Source organism: Cupriavidus sp. YAF13, assembly GCF_052113425.1.
Classification (GTDB): domain Bacteria; phylum Pseudomonadota; class Gammaproteobacteria; order Burkholderiales; family Burkholderiaceae; genus Cupriavidus.
In genome coordinates, this window is the sequence record NZ_JBFRDD010000029.1 from 1 (window position 1) to 18,252 (window position 18,252).

Genomic DNA, 18,252 nt, shown 5'->3' on the forward strand with positions numbered 1-18,252 from the left:
GATTGGGGCCAGGCGTTGTGCCCGGCACTGGATGCGATCCTGACATGGGCGGAGCGCCGTGAAGACTTTCCGTAGGCTGCGCCGAGCTTGTGCGGCTAGCAGCCTGTCATCCAGAACCCCAATTTCGCAAGTCGGCAACGTGGTCTCATCCGCGACCGTCTCATGTCGCGCCGGAACCTGACGGTCGTAAAACTCATTTGAGGGGCACCACTGGGTCGGCACCCGCCGATGACCGCAGTCGGTCCTCGAACGCTGAGCCGACGGCGGAGTTCGCCCACAAAGCAACGTTCGGCCGGGTCTCGATGTACCCCGAACGTGCGTCTTCGAGTCCTCGCTTAGGCGACCTTGATTGATCGCTTCCTGCCGCCCCCCCGGAGCAATGCGTGTTCTGCGCCTAGAGCGATCTGATCAGCGAAGGCTTCACTCCCCACAGCACGCGCCAGCGTGACGGCACCGACAAGCGAAGCGAGTGCTGCACAAGCCGCTCCAATGTCGCGCGGTGCACCCGGTGAGGTGGGACCATCGGCGATCGCCTGTGCAACGTCACGCAAAGCCGTCTCAAACGATGCACGAGAGGATTCATCCGATCGCGCCAATTCAGTCGGCATGGTCTGCAGCGTGCAACTCTCCGTCAAATCGCACGTACGCTTGGCGCTCAGATAGAACCGCACGAACTCTGTCCACCAAGTGCGTCCATGCCGCGCTTGGAAGTACTGCACGCCGCCGCGCAATTCAGCCATGCCCAGCGCCACCGATTCCCGGAACGCTTCCGCCTTGGAGTCGAAGTGGGCATAGAACGCTCCCGACGTCACGCCTGCTTCCTTTGCCAAGCCGTCTACCCCGACCCCGTCGAATCCACCCTTTCGGAACACGCGCCCTGCCGCCTCAAGGATGCGCTGCCGCGTTTGAACTTTTTGCTCGGATCTTGACACCATGAGGCACTCCTCCAACTTGAGAAGCTGACGATTGTAGTTGCTCAGAACACGATCGTTATTTATTATAGGATAACGATCGTTACTTGAAATAGCCCTGCCGCAGGCAGCGCGCGAGTGCGACGCCCATTCCTTTACCTGGAGTAGCCCATGCCGCTAACGCTCACCCTCACCGAGGGCGTTCTTCCCAAAGGCCAAGAAAGAGTCGCGTTCCGCCGCCTGTCCGATGCCATGCTCAAGTGGCACGGACTATCGGGAAATGAGTCGATGACGCCCAACATCGTAGGTTCGATCCACGTATTGCCGAAAGAACATACGTACTCCGGATCGAAGGAGGCCTCCGTCGCCTTCGTCGAATGGAAGGTTCCGTCCTTTGTATTTGCCGACCGCGAGGTTCAAGTCGGGTACATCGACGAAGCCACGCGCATCATCCATGAGCTGTCAGGTGCGCAGCACCCGAAGGAACGCATTTGGGTCAATGTGGTGCACGCTGTCGATGGGACCTGGGGCATTGCTGGGATGGCCCTTACCAATGCGCAGCTTGGCGACGTTGCTGCTGCGACCTGACATAGCCGGGATAGCAAGGCGATCTCTCGGAGCGAGGACGACAGTGTCGCAGCCTGGTTCCTTCTAGGTACACCATCATGCAACTATCGAACTATCTATTCTTCACCACGACCTGTGATCAAGCACTGGCTTTCTATACGCGATGCGGTCTCGGCCGTGTCGTTGAGGTGCTGCGCTACGGTGTTGATGGCATGCCTGCAAAGAACGAGGCCATGCGCGGACGAGTCATGCACGCCAAATTCGAGGGGCCAGGCCTGATCTTCTATGCCTCAGACAACGATGACGCTGAGCCCATGCGGGGCTCAGCGCACTTACTGGCGATGGACGATCGACATTCCACGAACAAGCTCTTTCAAGCCTTGGCTGCTGGCGGGACAATCACAACTCCCTTGGGCATACAGCCTTGGGGGGACTACTACGGCAAGTTGACCGATCGTTTCGGCGTTCAGTGGATGCTGAACTGCACAGAGTGAGATTGTTCGCGCGCCCTGTCCAAGACTGCTGTTGAGTGCCAATTTCTTGGTTAATGTCTCCTTCGGAGCAGGTCGAAGGTCCGCAGTGGGTCCGTTCAGCGACGCTCAGACCTCATACGAAGGCAACTGCGCAAGCCGCAAAGCGCGTGTGCAGCAAACGCCACGTTTCGGTCTTGCACCTCATGCGAGGAAGGGGTGGCTTTCTCCAGCGCGGAACCGCTTGCTTACAGGCAAAAAAACGGGCCCCATCTGAAAGACCGGACCCGTTTTGCGTTTCAACAGATTTTGTTAGCGGCTAGGACATCGTCCGCCGTTCTTTATCAGGCAGCCACCCGCTACACCCCCATCGCCTCCGCCATCGTCTTGCCCAGCTCGGCCGGAGAGCGCGCGATGCGGATCCCGGCAGCGCGCATGGCGTCGATCTTGGCCTCGGCCGTACCCATGCCGCCTGAGATGATCGCGCCGGCATGTCCCATGCGCCGCCCAGGCGGGGCGGTAGTGCCGGCAATAAAGCCCACCACGGGTTTGACGCGCCCGCCGCTGCGCGCGTCCTGCAGGAACTGCGCCGCTTCCTCTTCCGCCGAGCCGCCGATTTCGCCAATCATGATGATGCCTTCGGTGTCGTCATCGGCCAGGAACATTTCCAGGCAATCGATGAAGCTGGTGCCATTGACCGGATCGCCGCCAATGCCAATGCAGGTGCTTTGCCCGAGTCCCGCGGCCGTGGTTTGCGCCACGGCCTCATAGGTGAGGGTGCCGGAGCGGGACACCACGCCGATCTTGCCGGGGCGGTGGATATGGCCTGGCATGATGCCGATCTTGCACTGGCCCGGCGTGATCACGCCTGGGCAGTTGGGCCCGACCAGGCGGCTGCCCGAACCGCAGAGCGCGCGCTTGACCCGCACCATGTCGATCACCGGGATGCCTTCGGTAATGCACACGATCAGGCCGATGCCGGCATCCACGGCTTCCAGGATGGCGTCGGCGGCGAAGGGTGGCGGCACATAGATGACCGAGGCGTCGGCGCCGGTGCGCGCTACCGCCGCGGCCACGGTGTCGAACACCGGCAGCCCCAGATGCGTCTCGCCACCCTTGCCGGGCGTCACCCCGCCAACCATGCACGTGCCATAGGCCATCGCTTGCCCGGAGTGAAAGGTGCCTTGCGCGCCGGTAAAGCCCTGGCAGATCACCTTGGTGTCTTGATGGATCAGTACGGCCATGTCAGTGCCCCCCCTGTATTTGAACGTGACCTTGCGCGGCCTTGACCGCGTTGACCACTTTTTCGGCGGCGTCGGCAAGATGATCGGCCGACAGGATCGGCAGGCCCGAGTCGCGCAGGATGGCCTTGCCAAGTTCCACGTTGGTGCCTTCGAGCCGGACCACCAGCGGCACCGTGAGGTCGATCTCGCGCGCGGCGGCCACCACGCCTTCGGCGATCACGTCGCAGCGCATGATGCCGCCGAAGATGTTCACCAGGATGCCGTTGACCTTGGGGTCGTCCAGGATCAGGCGGAAGGCTGCCGTCACGCGCTCCTTGGTGGCGCCGCCACCCACATCGAGGAAATTGGCCGGGTCGCCGCCGTAGAGCTTGATGATGTCCATGGTAGCCATCGCCAGCCCGGCACCGTTGACCATGCAGCCGATGCTGCCGTCGAGCTTGACGTAGTTCAGCCCGTGGCGGGCGGCTGCCGCTTCGGCGGGATCTTCCTCGGTCTCGTCGCGCAGGGATTCGATATCCGGATGGCGGTACAGCGCGTTGTCGTCAAAATTGAACTTGGCGTCGAGCGCGATCACGTCGCCCGCGCGCGTGACGACCAGCGGGTTGATTTCCACGACCGACGCGTCCAGTTCGGTAAAGGCGCGATAGGCGGACAAGATGAAGCGCGAGGCCGCGCTCACCTGCTTGCCGGCGAGCCCCAGCCCAAAGGCCAGGCGGCGCGCATGGAAGGGCTGGATGCCGCTGGCCGGGTCGATCGCAACCTTCAGGATCTTCTCCGGCGTGCGGGCCGCCACTTCCTCGATCTCCATGCCGCCTTCGGTCGAGGCCATCAGCGTGATGCGGGAGGTGGCGCGGTCGATCAGCATGCCCAGGTAAAGCTCGCGGGCAATCTCGCAGCCTTCCTCCACATATAGGCGCCTTACCTCGCGCCCGGCCTCTCCGGTCTGCTTGGTGACCAGGACTTTGCCGAGCATCTGCTCGGCCTGCGCACGCAGCGCGTCGACGGACTTCACCACGCGTACGCCGCCCTTGCCGTCGGGGTCGCCGGCAAAGCGGCCGGCGCCGCGGCCGCCGGCATGGATCTGGGACTTCACCACCCATGTGGATCCGCCGATCTTGCGCGCCGCGCTGACGGCTTCCTCGGGGGTGAAGGCGACCGCGCCGCGTGGCACGGCCACGTCGAAGCGCCTGAGCAATTCCTTGGCCTGATATTCGTGAATGTTCACAGTCTCCTCGCTCTCGGTAATGCGCGTGCCGGCGTGCCGCGGAACCGGAAGGTCCGGCAAGGTGCGCTGTGAAATATGGTATGTAATATATCAACGATAAACAAGGTCCTTTTCCCTGCAGAGGCAGAATGAAGCGGCGAGCCGATCCGACCCGTGAGGAATTGGAATGAATGCACATCGACTCAGTAATTCCGCTTATCCATCGTCTTTTTCTAGCTGAATTGCTGCATCGCGTCGTTGAAACACCTCTCCCAAGAGCGAAATTTCCCTTGAGCTTCGTTGATATATCACATACCGTATGTCATCAAGATCCCGCGAAAAGGATCGATAGCATCGCAGGGCCAGGTGACAAGCAGGGCAGGCATCGGCCAGGCAGCCAAGCAGCAAAGGGCGAAAGGATGTCGTGACAACGGGCCAGGTCCGCGTCACAGCCTGTCGCAACCCAGTCAACGAGGAGACCAAGACATGTCTGCAGTCGCACCCACGCGGCCTGAATCCACCACGGCCGAAGACACCCTGAAGCAGAAAACCCGCGATGCCGGCGTGATTTCCGGCGGCCACCTGGTAGCGCGGGCCCTGAAGAACGAAGGCGTCGACACTATCTTCACGCTATGCGGCGGCCACATCATCGACATCTACGACGGCTGCGTGGACGAGGGCATCCGCATCATCGACGTGCGCCATGAGCAGGTTGCCGCGCACGCGGCGGACGGCTACGCCCGCCAGACCGGCAAGCTGGGCTGTGTGGTGACCACCGCCGGCCCGGGCTGCACCAATGCCGTGACCGGTGTGGCGACGGCTTTCCGCTCGGAAAGCCCGATCATCCATATCGGCGGACAGGGCGCGCTGTCCCAGCACAAGATGGGCTCGCTGCAAGACCTGCCGCACGTGGACATGATGTCGGCCATCACCAAGTTCGCCGCCACCATCCCGAGTACCGAGCGGGTGGCGGACATGATCTCGATGGCGGCGCGCGAATGCTTCAACGGTGCACCCGGCCCGGCCTACCTGGAGATCCCGCGTGACGTGCTCGACCGCGAAGTCGATGTGTCGCGCGCGGTGATTCCGCGCCCCGGCCACTATCGCGCCTCCACCAAATCCATCGGCGACCCGAGGGATATCGAGCGCCTGGCCGACATCCTGGTCAATGCCGAGCGCCCGGCCATCCTCTACGGTCAGCAGGTCTGGACCGCGCGTGGCCATGAAGAGGCCATCGCGTTGCTCAAGGGCCTGGATATTCCCGGCTATTTCAACGGCGCCAGCCGCGGCCTGCTGCCGCCGGGCGATCCGCATCACTTCGACCGCACCCGTACCCAGGCCTTTGCCAATGCCGACGTGCTGGTCATCGTGGGCACGCCGTTCGACTTCCGCATGGGCTACGGCAAGCGCATCAGCAAGGAGCTGACGCTGGTGCAGATCGATATGGACTACCGCACAGTCGGCAAGAACCGTGAGATCGATCTTGGCCTGGTGGGCGACCCCGGCGCCATCCTCGGCGCGGTGCTGCAGGCTGCCAGCGGGCGCATCAAGAGCGACAAGCGCCAGGCGCGCCAGAAATGGATGGGCCAGCTGACCGAAGCCGAGGCCGTGGCGGCCGAGAAGCTGATGCCGCTGTTCCGATCGGAAAACACGCCGATCCATCCGTACCGCGTGGCCTATGAACTCAACGAGTTTCTCTCGGACGACACGGTGTACATCGGCGACGGCGGCGACGTGGTGACCATCTCCGCGCAAGCGGTGCGCCCGCGCCGTCCCGGGCAGTGGATGGACCCGGGCGCGCTGGGCTCGCTGGGCGTCGGCACCGGCTTTGCCATTGCCGCTGGCCTCGCCAACCCGAACAAGGAGATCCTCTGCTACTACGGCGATGGCTCCTTCGGCATGACGGCCTTCGACATGGAAACCGCCAACCGTTTCGGCGTGCCGTACCTGGCGGTGATCGGCAACAACTCGGCGATGAACCAGATCCGCTACGGCCAGCTTGCCAAGTACGGCGAGGCGCGCGGCAACGTGGGCAACCTGCTGTCAGACGTGCCGTTCTCCAAGTTCGCCGAAATGCTCGGCGGCTACGGCGAGGAAGTGCGCGACCCGGGCAAGATCGCCGGCGCGCTGCAGCGCGGGCGCGAGGCGGTCCAGCGTACCGGCAAATCGGCCGTGATCAATATCTGGGTGGATCCGCGCGAGTACGCGCCGGGCACCAAGAACCAGACCATGTACAAGTAACCCCGGTGCGAGGAGACAAGACCATGAACAAGGCACTCGAAGGTGTGCGGATCCTGGACATGACCCATGTGCAGGCCGGCCCTTCGGCCACCCAGCTGATGGCATGGCTGGGGGCCGATGTGATCAAGGTGGAGTTGCCGGGGCGCGGCGACATCACGCGCAGCCAGCTGCGCGACGTGCCCAACGCCGACAGCCTTTACTTCACGATGCTCAACTCCAACAAGCGCAGCCTGACGCTCAATATGAAGACGCCGGAAGGCAAGGCGCTGCTGGAGGACCTGGTGCAGCGCTGCGACGTGCTGGTGGAGAACTTCGGCCCCGGCGTGCTGGACCGCGCCGGTTTCGACTGGGACCGCCTGCAGACGCTGAACCCGCGGCTGATCTACGCGTCGATCAAGGGCTTCGGTCCGGGGCCGTACGCGGATTGCAAGGCGTATGAGAACGTGGCCCAGTGCATGGGCGGCTCGGCCAGCACCACCGGTTCCAGCGAGGGCCCGCCGACCGTCACCGGCGCGCAGATCGGCGACTCCGGCACTGGCATCCACTGTGTGGTGGGCATCCTTGCCGCGTTGCTGCAGCGTGAACATTCCGGGCGCGGGCAGCGCGTGGAAGTGGCGATGCAGGATTCGGTGCTGAACCTGTGCCGGGTCAAGCTGCGCGACCAGCAGCGCCTGGCCGCCGGCCCGATGCGCGAGTATCCCAGCCAGGCGTTCGACGACTTCGTGCCGCGCGCCGGCAATGCCTCGGGCGGTGGCCAGCCCGGCGCTGCGCTGCGCTGTGCCCCGGGCGGGGCCAACGACTACGTCTACGTCATCGTCCAGCCGCAAGGCTGGGAGCCGCTGATGCGCCTGTGCGGCAGGGAAGACCTGATCACGCATGCGCAGTTCGCGACGCCGGAAGCCCGCCTCAAATGCCTGGAAGAGTGCTTCTCCATCATCGAGAAATGGACGCGCACGCGCACCAAGTTCGAGGTGATGGAAGCGCTCAACGAGGTCGACGTGCCATGCGGCCCGATCCTGTCGATGAAAGACCTGATCGAGGACAAGTCGATGTACGAGCGCGGCTACCTGGTGGAGCTGGATCACCCGGAGCGCGGCCAGTACGTGCAGCTGGGATGCCCGATCACCTTGTCGGCGTCGCCGGTGGAGGTGGAGCGCTCGCCGCTGCTGGGCGAGCATACCGAGGAAATCCTCGACTGGCTGGGCCGCACACCCTCGCAGATCGCAGCCTTGCGCGCCGCCGGGGCGGTCTGACGCCCTGGGCGTCCCTGCATGACTTCAAGCACCTCCCGAACTGAGTTCACAAGCCGCCCGCCCTCGCGTTTCACGCGAGGGCGCGGACCGGCTCATCCCTACGCAATCCATGAACAGATGGAAGATGGAGACCTGACATGGCATACAACAAGGACGCGGTGCGGAAGATCCTCGCCGCCGTGAAGGAAGAAGGCCGCAACGCACTGACGGCGCCCGAGGGCAAGCTGGTTTGCGACGCCTATGGCATCCCGGTGCCGGGCGAGGGCGTGGCGAAGTCACCCACCGGTGCGGTCGAGCTGGCGGACAAGATGGGCTACCCGGTGGTGCTCAAGATCGTGTCGCCCGACATCCTGCACAAGACCGAGGCGGGTGGGGTACTGGTGGGCCTGAAGAGCGCGGCGGATGTGGAGAGCGGTTACCTGGCCATCATCGAGAACGCGAAGAAGTACGACGCCAAGGCCAATATCGTCGGCGTGCAGGTGCAGCAGATGATTGCCGGCGGGCAGGAGGTGATCATCGGCGCGGTCACCGATCCGTCGTTCGGCAAGCTGGTGGCCTTTGGCCTCGGCGGCGTGCTGGTGGAAGTGCTCAAGGACATCACCTTCCGCATGGCCCCGGCCAGCCAGGAAGTTGCGCTGTCGATGCTCGATGGCATCGCCGCAGCCGAAGTGCTCAAGGGCGTGCGCGGCGCCGATCCTGCCAATCGCGAAGCGCTGGCCAGCATGATCCAGCGGGTCTCCGAGCTGGCGAGCGATTTCCCGGAAATCTCGGAGCTTGACCTCAACCCGGTGTTTGCCAGCAAGGACGGCGCCATCGCCGCGGACGTGCGCATCGTGGTGGATTTCGCGCCGCAGCCTGAGCGCTATCGCCCCAGCCAGGAAGACATCGTCAGGCAGATGAACCGCATCATGCGTCCCGATTCGGTGGCCGTGATCGGCGCCTCGAACGAGGACGGCAAGATCGGCAACTCGGTGATGAAGAACCTGATCAACGGCGGCTACCAGGGCAAGATCTACCCGATCCATCCCAAGGGCGGCGAGATCATGGGCAGGACCGCCTACAAGAGCGTGCTCGATGTGCCGGGCGAGGTGGATGTGGCGGTGTTCGCCATTCCCGCCAAGCTGGTGGCCGGGGCGCTGGAAGAGGTGGGCAAGAAGCACATCCCGGGTGCGGTGCTGATTCCGTCCGGATTTGCCGAGACCGGCAACGTGCAAGGGCAGGAGGAGATCGTCGCCATCGCGCGCAAGCACGATATCCGCTTGATGGGGCCGAATATCTACGGCTTCTACTACACACCCAAGAACCTGTGCGCGACCTTCTGCACGCCGTATGACGTCAAGGGCAAGGCCGCGCTGTCGTCGCAGTCCGGCGGCATCGGCATGGCCATCATCGGCTTCTCGCGCTCGGCCAAGATGGGCGTGTCGGCCATCGTCGGGCTGGGCAACAAGTCGGATATCGATGAAGACGATCTACTGACGTTCTTCGAGCAGGACGACAACACTGAGATCATCGCGCAGCACTGCGAGGATCTGAAGGACGGGCGCGCTTTTGCCGAAGCGGCGAAACGGGTTTCGAAGAAGAAGCCGGTGGTTGTGCTCAAGGCCGGACGCACCAGCATGGGCGCACGCGCCGCCAGTTCGCACACGGGCGCGCTGGCCGGCAACGACAAGATCTACGAGGACGTGTTCAAGCAGTGCGGCGTGATCCGTGCACGCTCGCTGCGCGACCTGCTGGAGTTCGCGCGCGGCATCCCCAAGCTGCCCACGCCCAAGGGGGAGAACGTCGTGATCATCACCGGCGCCGGAGGCTCGGGCGTGTTGCTGTCGGACGCTTGCGTGGACAACAACCTGTCGCTGATGACCATGCCGGACGATCTCGACGCGGCATTCCGCAAGTTCATCCCGCCCTTTGGCGCGGCGGGCAATCCGGTCGACATCACCGGCGGCGAGCCGCCCGCCACGTACAAGAACACCTTGCGCCTGGGCATGGAGGACCCGCGTATCCACGCCATCATCCTGGGCTACTGGCACACCATCATCACGCCGCCGATGGTGTTCGCCAAGCTGGTGGTGGAGGTGAAAGAGGAGATGGCGGCGCGCGGCATCGAGAAGCCGATCGTGGCCTCGCTGGCGGGCGACGTACAGGTGGAGGAGGCTGCCGAATACCTGTACGAGCACGGCGTGCCGTCCTACGCGTACTCGACCGAGATCCCGGTCGCGGTGCTGGGGGCCAAGTACAAGTGGGCTCGCGGCGCCGGCAAGATCTGATTTGATCTGGTCTGAACGCCATGCGGTAAAACCGGGCCCGCCATGCACGCATGCGCGGGCCAGTTTCTCGACAATGCGGCACAAGCGCGGACGCGGGCACCTTGGCGCGCCCGCCAGAGGCGTGCCAGAGGAGTTTGCGATGCAAACGTGGATTCGCTTCCAGACCGGTGACGGCGAGGTCGGCTTCGGCCGGATCGAGGGCGATCATGTCATCGAGTACGACGGACCGGGCCACGCGTGGCCGGAGCCCACCGGCGCGACCTTGCCGCGCGAGGGCCTGCGGTTGCTGAGCCCGTGCGAGCCGGGCAAGATCGTTGCGCTATGGAACAACTTCCATGCGCTGGCGCGCAAGCTGGAAAAGCCGGTGCCGGCGCATCCGCTATTCCTGATCAAGCCGGCAAGTTCGCTGGCGGGGCCAGGGGATGCCATCCTGCGGCCCCGCAGCTACAGCGGCAAGGTCGTCTACGAGGGCGAGCTTGGCATCGTGATCGGCCGCCGATGCCGCAACGTGGCGCCGGACGATGCCGCGGCGCATATCTTCGGCTACACCGTGGTCAACGACGTCACCGCCGGCGAGCTGATCGCGGAAGACCCGAATTTCCCGCAGTGGTGCCGTGCCAAGGGCTTCGACACGTTCGGCTGCCTGGGCCCCGTGATCGTCACGGAGTTCGACTGGCGCGCCGCCAGCGTGGTGACGCGGCTCGACGGCGCGCAGCGGCAGAACTATCCGCTGTCCGACCTGATCTTCTCGCCCGAGCAGCAGGTCAGCCTGATTTCGCAGGATCTCACGCTGATGCCCGGTGATGTGATCGCCTGCGGCACGTCGATCGGCGTCGGCTCGATGAAGGATGGCGCCGTGGTGGAGATCACGATCGAGGGCATCGGATCGCTGGTCAACCACATGCGCGGCTAGTCGATAGTCCGGGCGCTGGCATCCAGCAACGGACAAGGCAAGCGCCGGTTCTCGCCTGTGCTCGCCGGTGCTTGCTGTTGCCTTTGCACTAACTCTTCTGCGGGTCAGAGCGGCAGCGTCATCAACAAGGTGAGGGCGGACGTATCGCGCAGGCCGATCCGCGCCATCGCGCGGCGCAGGGCAGCCGTGGCGGCACCGCAGGCCTCGCCAGCGCGGTTGGTGAAGTTCAGCCGTGCCAGCACGCGGGTGGCAAAGCGCAGCGTGACCGGAACCTGCTTGCGGCAGAACGCCACCTTGCGCACATAGCCATCGACCTCCCAGAACCAGGTCGTGTTGGCGGGGAAATAGCCGATGTCGCCGGCCCGCAGCACATGCACGCGCCCGGTGGCGCTGGTGACCTTGACCTGGCCTTCCAGGATCAGCACGGTCTCCTCCCAGCCGTAGTACCACTCGAACGTGCCACCCGTGCATTCCCACACATTGGTGGACGCCAGGCCGTCGATCGCGCGGGAATGCTGTGCGGCGCGTGATTGCGGGGCCCCGGTGCGGATCCAGGTGGGTTCGATCGGGCAATTCTGCATCGGCAGATCGCCGGTGCTGGCGAACGCCCCTTCGCGCTGTTGCGCGAGCGTGCCGGCCGGCGCGCCGGCGCCGAACATCGTCTGTGACCCCATGGCTGCCTCCTTGCCTTTGATTGGTAGGCAGACATTAGCGAGCCTGGCATCCCTGAAATGTGCGGTAACGCACCTTCGGCGCGATTTTGGTGCATGGCGCAGGCCCGCCGGGGAAAGAGGAGCCGTTACGCAGTTGCGCAATTGCTCAGTTGCTCAGTTAGCCTGAAGCGCCATGGCACGCAGGTAGTCGGCCTTCTTGTCAAGGATCAGCCGGCTGAGGAAGCCGGCATCGTAAGCCTTGAGCAAGTGCGCGTGATACTGCTCGATGTAGCGCGCGATGCGGCTGTGCTCGCATTCGATGCCGCATAGCCAGGCGTACATCTCGCTGTCCCAGCGAAAGCGCAGGCCAAGCTCGCTGAACGCGGCGTTGTAGGCGGCGAGTTGCGATTCATCGACCCCGCGCGGTGTGCTGGCAGCGGTGTCGGCATGGGAACGGGTGCGGGTTTCGAACTGGACCTGGTTCATGATCGGACTCCTCGGGCTCTCAGTGAAGGGTTGGGCCTGAAAAGGTTGGGCCTGAGACGAGGATAGGTTTGCCGATCAATTAACGATAATTAAAGTTTGACTGAATAACCATAACTTATCGTTTATGTTTTATCAGGTTGTCCACGCCGGTGATGCGCTGGATCAGGGTGGCGCCTTCTTCCATCAGGAAATGCTTGAAGGCCAGCGCCACCGGTGGCAGGCGCTTGTTCTTGCGATGCACCACGTACCAGTTGAGCATGACCGGGAAGCCCTCGATATCGAGCACGGCGAGATTGCCCGTCTGCAGTTCCAGCCCGACGGTGTGTGCCGACAGGAACGCGATGCCCATGTTGGCGATGACGGCCTGCTTGATGGTCTCGGTGCTCTTGATCTCCATGGCGATGCGCAGGTTGGACAAGCGCCCGGCAAAGCCTTCCTGCATGGAGTTCCAGGTGTCGGAGCCTTTCTCGCGCGCGACGAAGGCTTCGTCGGCCAGCGCCGCCAGCGGGATGTTGCGCTCGCCCACCAGCCGGTGGTTGGGCGCGGCAACGATCACATAAGGGTGGGGCGCGAAGGATTCGCTGACGGTGTCCATGCCTTCGGGGGGGCGCACCATCACCGCCAGGTCGGTCAGGTTGCCCGCGAGCTGGTGCAGCAATTCCTCGCGATTGTGCACTGCGAGGTTGAGCGTCACGCCGTCATGGCGCTGCATGAATTCCGCGAGCAGCCGCGGGAAGAAGTAGTCGCCTGCACTGATCACGGCCACATTGAGCCGTCCGCCGGAGATGCCTTTGAGCTGCGACATCGCGTCTTCCGCTTCGCGGAATTGCTGCATGATGCTGCGGCTGTAGTGCAGCATCTCGATGCCGGCCGGGGTGAGGTAGATCTTCTTGCCAAGCTGCTCGAACAGCGGCAGGCCAACATGGCCCTCGAGCTGGCGCACCTGCGTCGAGACGGCGGGCTGCGTCAGGTGTAGCTCCTCCGCAGCGCGGGAGAAGCTCAGGTGCCGGGCAACCGTCTCGAAGACCTTCAACTGGCGCAGCGTGGCGTTCTTCATGCACTCGTCCGTCCCATGTATAGAGGATCGTGAATGATCATAATAAAAAACTTTAAGCTGTGCCGAACTTAGTTTGAACTAGCATCAGTCCACGGATGCACGTGCCGCAATGTCAGGCGCGCTCAATCAAGTAGTGACCAAGGGCTCCCCTTCCCGAGAAGCCTACCCGTCGCGCCACAGAGCGCGACACGCACTATGCAGGAGACACGACATGGCGCACGACAATTCAGCGGCGATGGCCGCAAGCCGTCTGGGCTGGCTTCACAACCGCTGGTTCCAACTGGCGATCGGTGTGGTCTGCATGGGGCTGGTAGCCAATCTGCAATACGGCTGGACATTATTCGTGACTCCGATAAATGCCAAGCACCACTGGGGCGAGTCGGCCATCCAGGTCGCTTTCTCCATTTTCATCGTGACCGAGACCTGGCTGGTGCCGCTTGAAGGCTGGCTGGTCGACAAGATCGGGCCGCGCCCGGTAGTGGCATGCGGCGCGGTGTGCGCGGGGCTGGCCTGGGTCATCAATGCATACGCGACCAGCCTGCCGCAGCTCTATCTGGCGGCGGTGATCGCCGGCATCGGCGCTGGCGGCGTGTATGGGACTTGCGTTGGCAATGCGCTCAAGTGGTTTCCGGACAAGCGTGGCCTGGCTGCCGGGCTGACCGCCGCTGGTTTCGGCGCGGGCTCGGCGCTGACCGTGATCCCCATCGCCAACATGATCCAGCGCTCGGGTTACGAGCAAGCCTTTATCACCTTCGGCATCCTGCAAGGCGTTTGCATCCTGCTGATGGCCTTGCTGCTGGTCAAGCCGCGTCCGCCTGTGGGCGCGGTGGCGGCCAAGGCGGTGCTGACCAATCCCATCGAGTTCACGCCGGGCCGGATGGTGAAGACGCCAGTCTTCTGGGTCATCTACGCCTCGTTCGTGGCGGTCGCGGCGGGCGGCATCATGGCCACTGCGCAACTGGGTCCGATTGCACGGGACTTCGGCTTCGCGTCGATGCCGGTAACGATGCTGGGGTTCACGCTGCCGCTGCTCACCATGACGCTGTCGATCGACAACCTGTGCAATGGCTTTACGCGGCCGCTGTGCGGTTTTATCTCGGACCGCATCGGTCGGGAAAACGCCATGTTCTTTATCTTCATTGGCGAGGGACTGTCACTGCTAGGCCTGATGGAGTTCGGCCATAACCCCTATTTGTTCATGACGTTCGCGGCGCTGACGTTCTTGTTCTGGGGCGAGATTTTCTCGATCTTTCCCGCACTGTGCGCCGATACCTTCGGCAGCAAGTTCGCCGCGGCCAATGCCGGCACGCTGTACACGGCCAAGGGCACGGCGGCGATGCTGGTGCCACTGGCCTCGATCCTGTCGGCGCGTGGCGGGTGGGACGCCGTCTTTACGGTGGCGGCGATCGTGACCATCGCGGCTGGTTTGTCCGCCAAGTTCGTGCTGGCCCCGATGCGACGACGGTTTATCACCGGGCATGCCGAGGCCCTGGTGCCGGCGACCGATCACGCGGCGTACCTGGCGGGACTCTCCGCGCGCAAGAGCGACTGAATCACCAGCCGGGCCCGGACTCGCGTGACGCGAATCCGGGCCCGCCGTCTATCACGATGCACAGCGCGGGGAACGGCGAAGCCGCTCTGCGCGCCCAATGCATACAGAAGAGGTGATCATGAATATTTCGCTTCCCCAGCTCAAGGCCTTCGCGGCTGTCGCGCGACAGAGGAGCTTTACCCGCGCCGCGGCTGAGCTCGGGCTGACGCAGTCCGCCATCAGCCGCAGCGTGCGCGAGCTGGAGGACGAGATCGACCAGCGGCTGTTTGACCGCACCACGCGCCAGGTCGAGCTCACCGACGCCGGCGAGCATCTGTCGCAGCGCATCTGCCACCTGATCGAGGAAGTCGAGCAGACGCTGCGCGAGAGCCACGGCGCGGCCAGGCCGTGCCAGGGCGCGGTGCAGATCGCGTCCGATCCGGTGCTGTCTTCGATATCCCTGCCGGGCTGGCTCGCGGGTTGCCGTGCGGCCTGGCCCGGCATCGGCATCAGCCTGAAAGACCGCTCGCATGACGCCGTGCTGCAGTGCGTGCGCAGCGGCGAGGTGGACTTCGGCATCGCCACGAACCCGCAATCCGGTGACGATCTCTACTGCGAAACCCTGTGCGTCGATCCGTTCCATGCGGTGCTGCCGTCGCAGCATCCACTGGCTACGCGCGAGACGGTAGGGTGGGGCGACCTGAACGACGCCAACGTGCTGATGCTGGACCAATACTCAGGCATCCAGCCGGCCGTGGAGCAGGCCTTTGGCGTGTATCACGTGCGCGCCGGCTCGCTGCAGCTGCTTGGCCACTTTGCCGCGATCTTCGGCATGGTGGCGCTGGGGCTGGGCATTGGCATCGTGCCATCGCGCGCCCAGGCGGCCGGGCTGAGCCACGCTGCCGTGATGCGGCCATTGCGGCCACAGGTCACGTCCTCGGTGATGCTGGTGCGGCGCAAGAGCCGGTCGCTCAAGCCCAATGCCGCTGCCATCTGGGATGCGCTGCGCGGCATGGAGCATGAGCAGGCGTTGCTGGCGCGCGTGGGGTAGGGGAAGGGCGCTGGGAACGGTTGTTGCGTCAGCGCAAAAAATCTCATGATATATTACATACAGGATATTTACACATAGTGCGCCGCAGCATATAATGAAAACTCCTACCTACCATCCCTACCGGAGTTTTCTGATGGACAGCGCTCTTCTTCTCGGTCTTGCCTTTGGTCTGATTGCCCTCGGCGTTGGCGTTACCTTCCTGATTGCTACCCGTGTGCCGACTCCTGTGCTCGTCCGTGCCCAGGAACATGGCCGCTTTGCCGGCCTTGGCGCCTCGCAGGAAACCGCCGGCATTGGCCGCGCCAGCCCGGCTTCACCCGGCGTGAGCGCGCAAACCAACCTGGCCCGCGCCTGATGCTCGCGTGGTGCGATTGGCGGGCCGCCCGGCCACCAATCGCTGCCGCTGCGCTGGAGTAGGGGCCATCCCCCCGCCAGACCCCCCTTGGTTTGATCGCAGGGTCCGCTTGCACAAAGCCGCCCCGGACACCTTTTCGCTGTTCTGCGGATCGCAAGTTCCTTGTTCGCGCCCTCCGCGCCCTCCGCGCCCTCCGCGCCCTCCGCTCTTCTGTCCTGAAGGGACAGACATTTAGTACATTGATGCCCCAGTCCACCTGACTTTATCTAGGGACTTTCCCGAGGATCGTCTTTGCGGCGCTGCGCCGGCCGGTTCCCCGGACCCATTTGTACTGCCCGATAGCCGCTTGTCCGCGCGCGCCATTGATGCGGCGGAACACCCTAAGTCATTGATCCATCAGCAAGCCGGCTTGCGCTGCTCGCCCGCTTTGATGCGCGTGGCGCACGAGTAGCCTCCGTGCTGCTTTCCGGTGCATTGCCACCGCTGTTTCCAGTCCGTTTCGGGGTCCGCCAAGTGGGCTAAAAGCATCTTGACTATATTGATATATCACATACTGTATAGCACTGAAACGACCACAACATCTGGGATACAGCACAAGCAGTGCCGTCCCAAAAGAGGTGTCCGAAGACGCCCTTTCCACATGAGGCGGCCCCGCCCGCCATAAGGAGACACCATGGAACATCAGCAAAACGCGCCCGATTCACGCTTTGCCTCACCCTGGGTTCAGCTCGCCTTTGGCGTGATCTGCATGGCGATGATCGCCAACATGCAATACGGCTGGACGCTGTTCGTCAACCCGATTGACGACAAGTACCACTGGGGCCGCACGGCGATCCAGGTGGCGTTCACCATCTTCGTCGTTACGGAAACCTGGCTGGTGCCGATCGAGGGCTACCTCGTGGACAAATACGGCCCGCGTCCGGTCGTGGTGGGTGGTGGCCTGCTGTGTGCGATTGCCTGGGCCTTGAATTCGGTGGCCGCGTCGCTGCCGATGCTCTACTTCGCGGCAGCGGTGGGCGGGGTGGGGGCGGGCGCGGTGTATGGCACCTGCGTGGGCAATGCGTTGAAGTGGTTCCCCAACCGGCGCGGGCTGGCGGCGGGGATCACCGCCGCCGGCTTTGGCGCGGGCTCGGCGCTGACCGTGGTGCCGATTGCCAACATGATCAAGACCAGCGGCTACGAGGCCACGTTCCTGTGGTTCGGCCTGGGCCAGGGCCTGATCGTCTTCTTCCTGGGCATGGCGCTCTATCCGCCTTCGGCCAAGGTGCTGAACCAGGTCACGTCCGCGGTCAAGAGCGCTGCCTACAACGCCTCGCCGCGCCAGGTCCTGTCCTCGCCGATTTTCTGGGTGATGTACGCCATGTTCGTGATGATGGCGGCCGGCGGCCTGATGGCGACCGCCCAGCTGGGCCCGATCGCCAAGGATTTCGGCCTCGATGGCGTGCCGGTTTCGCTGCTAGGCCTGACGTTGCCCGCGCTGACCTTCGCGCTCACCATCGACCGCGTGCTCAATGGGCTGACGCGTCCCTTCTTTGGCTGGATCTCGGACAACATCGGCCGCGAGAACACCATGTTCCTGGCCTTTGCGATCGAGGCGGTGGGCATTCTGCTGCTGGCAAAGTACGGGCAGGATCCCATCGCATTCGTGGTGCTGACCGGTGTCGTGTTCTTTGCCTGGGGGGAGATCTACAGCCTGTTCCCGGCAACCTGCGGCGACACCTTCGGGCCCAGGTTCGCCGCCACCAATGCTGGCCTGCTGTACACCGCCAAGGGCACGGCAGCGCTGCTGGTGCCGTTCTCCAGCGTCATCACCGCCGCCACCGGCGACTGGCACGCGGTCTTCATGCTTGCCTCGGGCATGGCTGCGCTTTCCGCCTTCCTGGCCCTGTTCGTGCTCAAGCCAATGCGCGAAGCCCATGCCAAAAAATATGTGCATGCCAACACCACCGCGCCGATGGGATATCGCGCGGTGCCGGAGGACCTGACCTGAGGGGCTTGCCGGCGTGGACCGGCGCGGTCAATGCGCCGCGGGAATAGGGATATCATCGA

Annotated in this window: 16 protein-coding genes; 10 read left to right on the plus strand and 6 right to left on the minus strand. The window is 63.9% G+C overall.

From position 1 onward, the window contains the following. Positions 1–335 precede the first annotated feature (335 nt). Positions 336–935: a TetR/AcrR family transcriptional regulator gene (locus tag AB4061_RS22190; protein ID WP_441637554.1), complete on the minus strand. Its 600-nt coding sequence runs from the start codon at positions 933–935 to the stop codon at positions 336–338. A 147-nt stretch (positions 936–1,082) separates the two neighbouring features. On the opposite strand from AB4061_RS22190, the gene AB4061_RS22195 reads away from it, so the two are divergent. Then, the gene (locus AB4061_RS22195) at positions 1,083–1,499 is read left to right on the plus strand and encodes a 4-oxalocrotonate tautomerase (protein WP_441637556.1); all 417 of its coding nucleotides are present in this window, start codon (positions 1,083–1,085) and stop codon (positions 1,497–1,499) included. Positions 1,500–1,576: 77 nt separating this feature from the next. Further along, complete coding sequence (locus AB4061_RS22200; RefSeq protein ID WP_416047008.1) at positions 1,577–1,972, plus strand: VOC family protein; 396 nt, start codon at positions 1,577–1,579, stop codon at positions 1,970–1,972. Positions 1,973–2,307: 335 nt separating this feature from the next. Here AB4061_RS22200 and sucD read toward each other — a convergent pair whose 3' ends face one another. Together sucD and sucC are read right to left on the minus strand one after the other, a co-directional pair. Next, positions 2,308–3,192, minus strand: coding sequence for a succinate--CoA ligase subunit alpha (gene sucD / locus AB4061_RS22205; RefSeq protein ID WP_441637557.1), 885 nt, complete (start codon positions 3,190–3,192; stop codon positions 2,308–2,310). Position 3,193: 1 nt separating this feature from the next. Next, positions 3,194–4,417, minus strand: coding sequence for an ADP-forming succinate--CoA ligase subunit beta (sucC, locus tag AB4061_RS22210; RefSeq protein ID WP_441637559.1), 1,224 nt, complete (start codon positions 4,415–4,417; stop codon positions 3,194–3,196). Between the two features lie 465 nt (positions 4,418–4,882). Here sucC and AB4061_RS22215 point away from each other — a divergent pair, with 465 nt between their 5' ends. From AB4061_RS22215 to AB4061_RS22230, 4 genes are all read left to right on the plus strand, one after another. Further along, on the plus strand, positions 4,883–6,637 hold the full coding sequence (locus AB4061_RS22215; protein ID WP_441637561.1) for a thiamine pyrophosphate-binding protein: 1,755 nt from the start codon (positions 4,883–4,885) through the stop codon (positions 6,635–6,637). A 23-nt stretch (positions 6,638–6,660) separates the two neighbouring features. Beyond that, complete coding sequence (gene frc / locus AB4061_RS22220; protein WP_441637563.1) at positions 6,661–7,890, plus strand: formyl-CoA transferase; 1,230 nt, start codon at positions 6,661–6,663, stop codon at positions 7,888–7,890. A gap of 137 nt (positions 7,891–8,027) precedes the next feature. After that, positions 8,028–10,157, plus strand: coding sequence for an acetate--CoA ligase family protein (locus tag AB4061_RS22225; protein ID WP_441637565.1), 2,130 nt, complete (start codon positions 8,028–8,030; stop codon positions 10,155–10,157). A 139-nt stretch (positions 10,158–10,296) separates the two neighbouring features. Then, complete coding sequence (locus AB4061_RS22230; protein ID WP_441637567.1) at positions 10,297–11,070, plus strand: fumarylacetoacetate hydrolase family protein; 774 nt, start codon at positions 10,297–10,299, stop codon at positions 11,068–11,070. A gap of 104 nt (positions 11,071–11,174) precedes the next feature. On the opposite strand, the gene AB4061_RS22235 is transcribed toward AB4061_RS22230, so the two are convergent. The 3 genes from AB4061_RS22235 to AB4061_RS22245 form a co-directional block, all read right to left on the minus strand. Continuing rightward, positions 11,175–11,744 (minus strand): cupin domain-containing protein, encoded by a 570-nt coding sequence (locus tag AB4061_RS22235; RefSeq protein ID WP_441637569.1) that lies wholly within the window; start codon positions 11,742–11,744, stop codon positions 11,175–11,177. Between the two features lie 153 nt (positions 11,745–11,897). After that, on the minus strand, positions 11,898–12,209 hold the full coding sequence (locus tag AB4061_RS22240; RefSeq protein WP_441637571.1) for a LysR family transcriptional regulator: 312 nt from the start codon (positions 12,207–12,209) through the stop codon (positions 11,898–11,900). 115 nt (positions 12,210–12,324) lie between these two features. Continuing rightward, positions 12,325–13,266 carry a LysR substrate-binding domain-containing protein gene (locus tag AB4061_RS22245; protein WP_441637573.1) on the minus strand — a complete coding sequence of 314 codons (942 nt, stop codon included), beginning with the start codon at positions 13,264–13,266 and terminating at the stop codon, positions 12,325–12,327. Between the two features lie 211 nt (positions 13,267–13,477). Here AB4061_RS22245 and oxlT (AB4061_RS22250) point away from each other — a divergent pair, with 211 nt between their 5' ends. The 4 genes from oxlT (AB4061_RS22250) to oxlT (AB4061_RS22265) all read left to right on the plus strand — a co-directional run bounded on the left by oxlT (AB4061_RS22250) (position 13,478) and on the right by oxlT (AB4061_RS22265) (position 18,193). Beyond that, the gene (gene oxlT, locus AB4061_RS22250) at positions 13,478–14,818 is read left to right on the plus strand and encodes an oxalate/formate MFS antiporter (RefSeq protein ID WP_441637575.1); all 1,341 of its coding nucleotides are present in this window, start codon (positions 13,478–13,480) and stop codon (positions 14,816–14,818) included. A gap of 118 nt (positions 14,819–14,936) precedes the next feature. Beyond that, positions 14,937–15,848: a LysR family transcriptional regulator gene (locus tag AB4061_RS22255; RefSeq protein ID WP_441637577.1), complete on the plus strand. Its 912-nt coding sequence runs from the start codon at positions 14,937–14,939 to the stop codon at positions 15,846–15,848. 133 nt (positions 15,849–15,981) lie between these two features. After that, complete coding sequence (locus AB4061_RS22260) at positions 15,982–16,203, plus strand: hypothetical protein (RefSeq protein ID WP_441637579.1); 222 nt, start codon at positions 15,982–15,984, stop codon at positions 16,201–16,203. A gap of 673 nt (positions 16,204–16,876) precedes the next feature. Then, on the plus strand, positions 16,877–18,193 hold the full coding sequence (gene oxlT / locus AB4061_RS22265; protein WP_441637581.1) for an oxalate/formate MFS antiporter: 1,317 nt from the start codon (positions 16,877–16,879) through the stop codon (positions 18,191–18,193). The last annotated feature ends 59 nt before the right edge of the window (positions 18,194–18,252 follow it).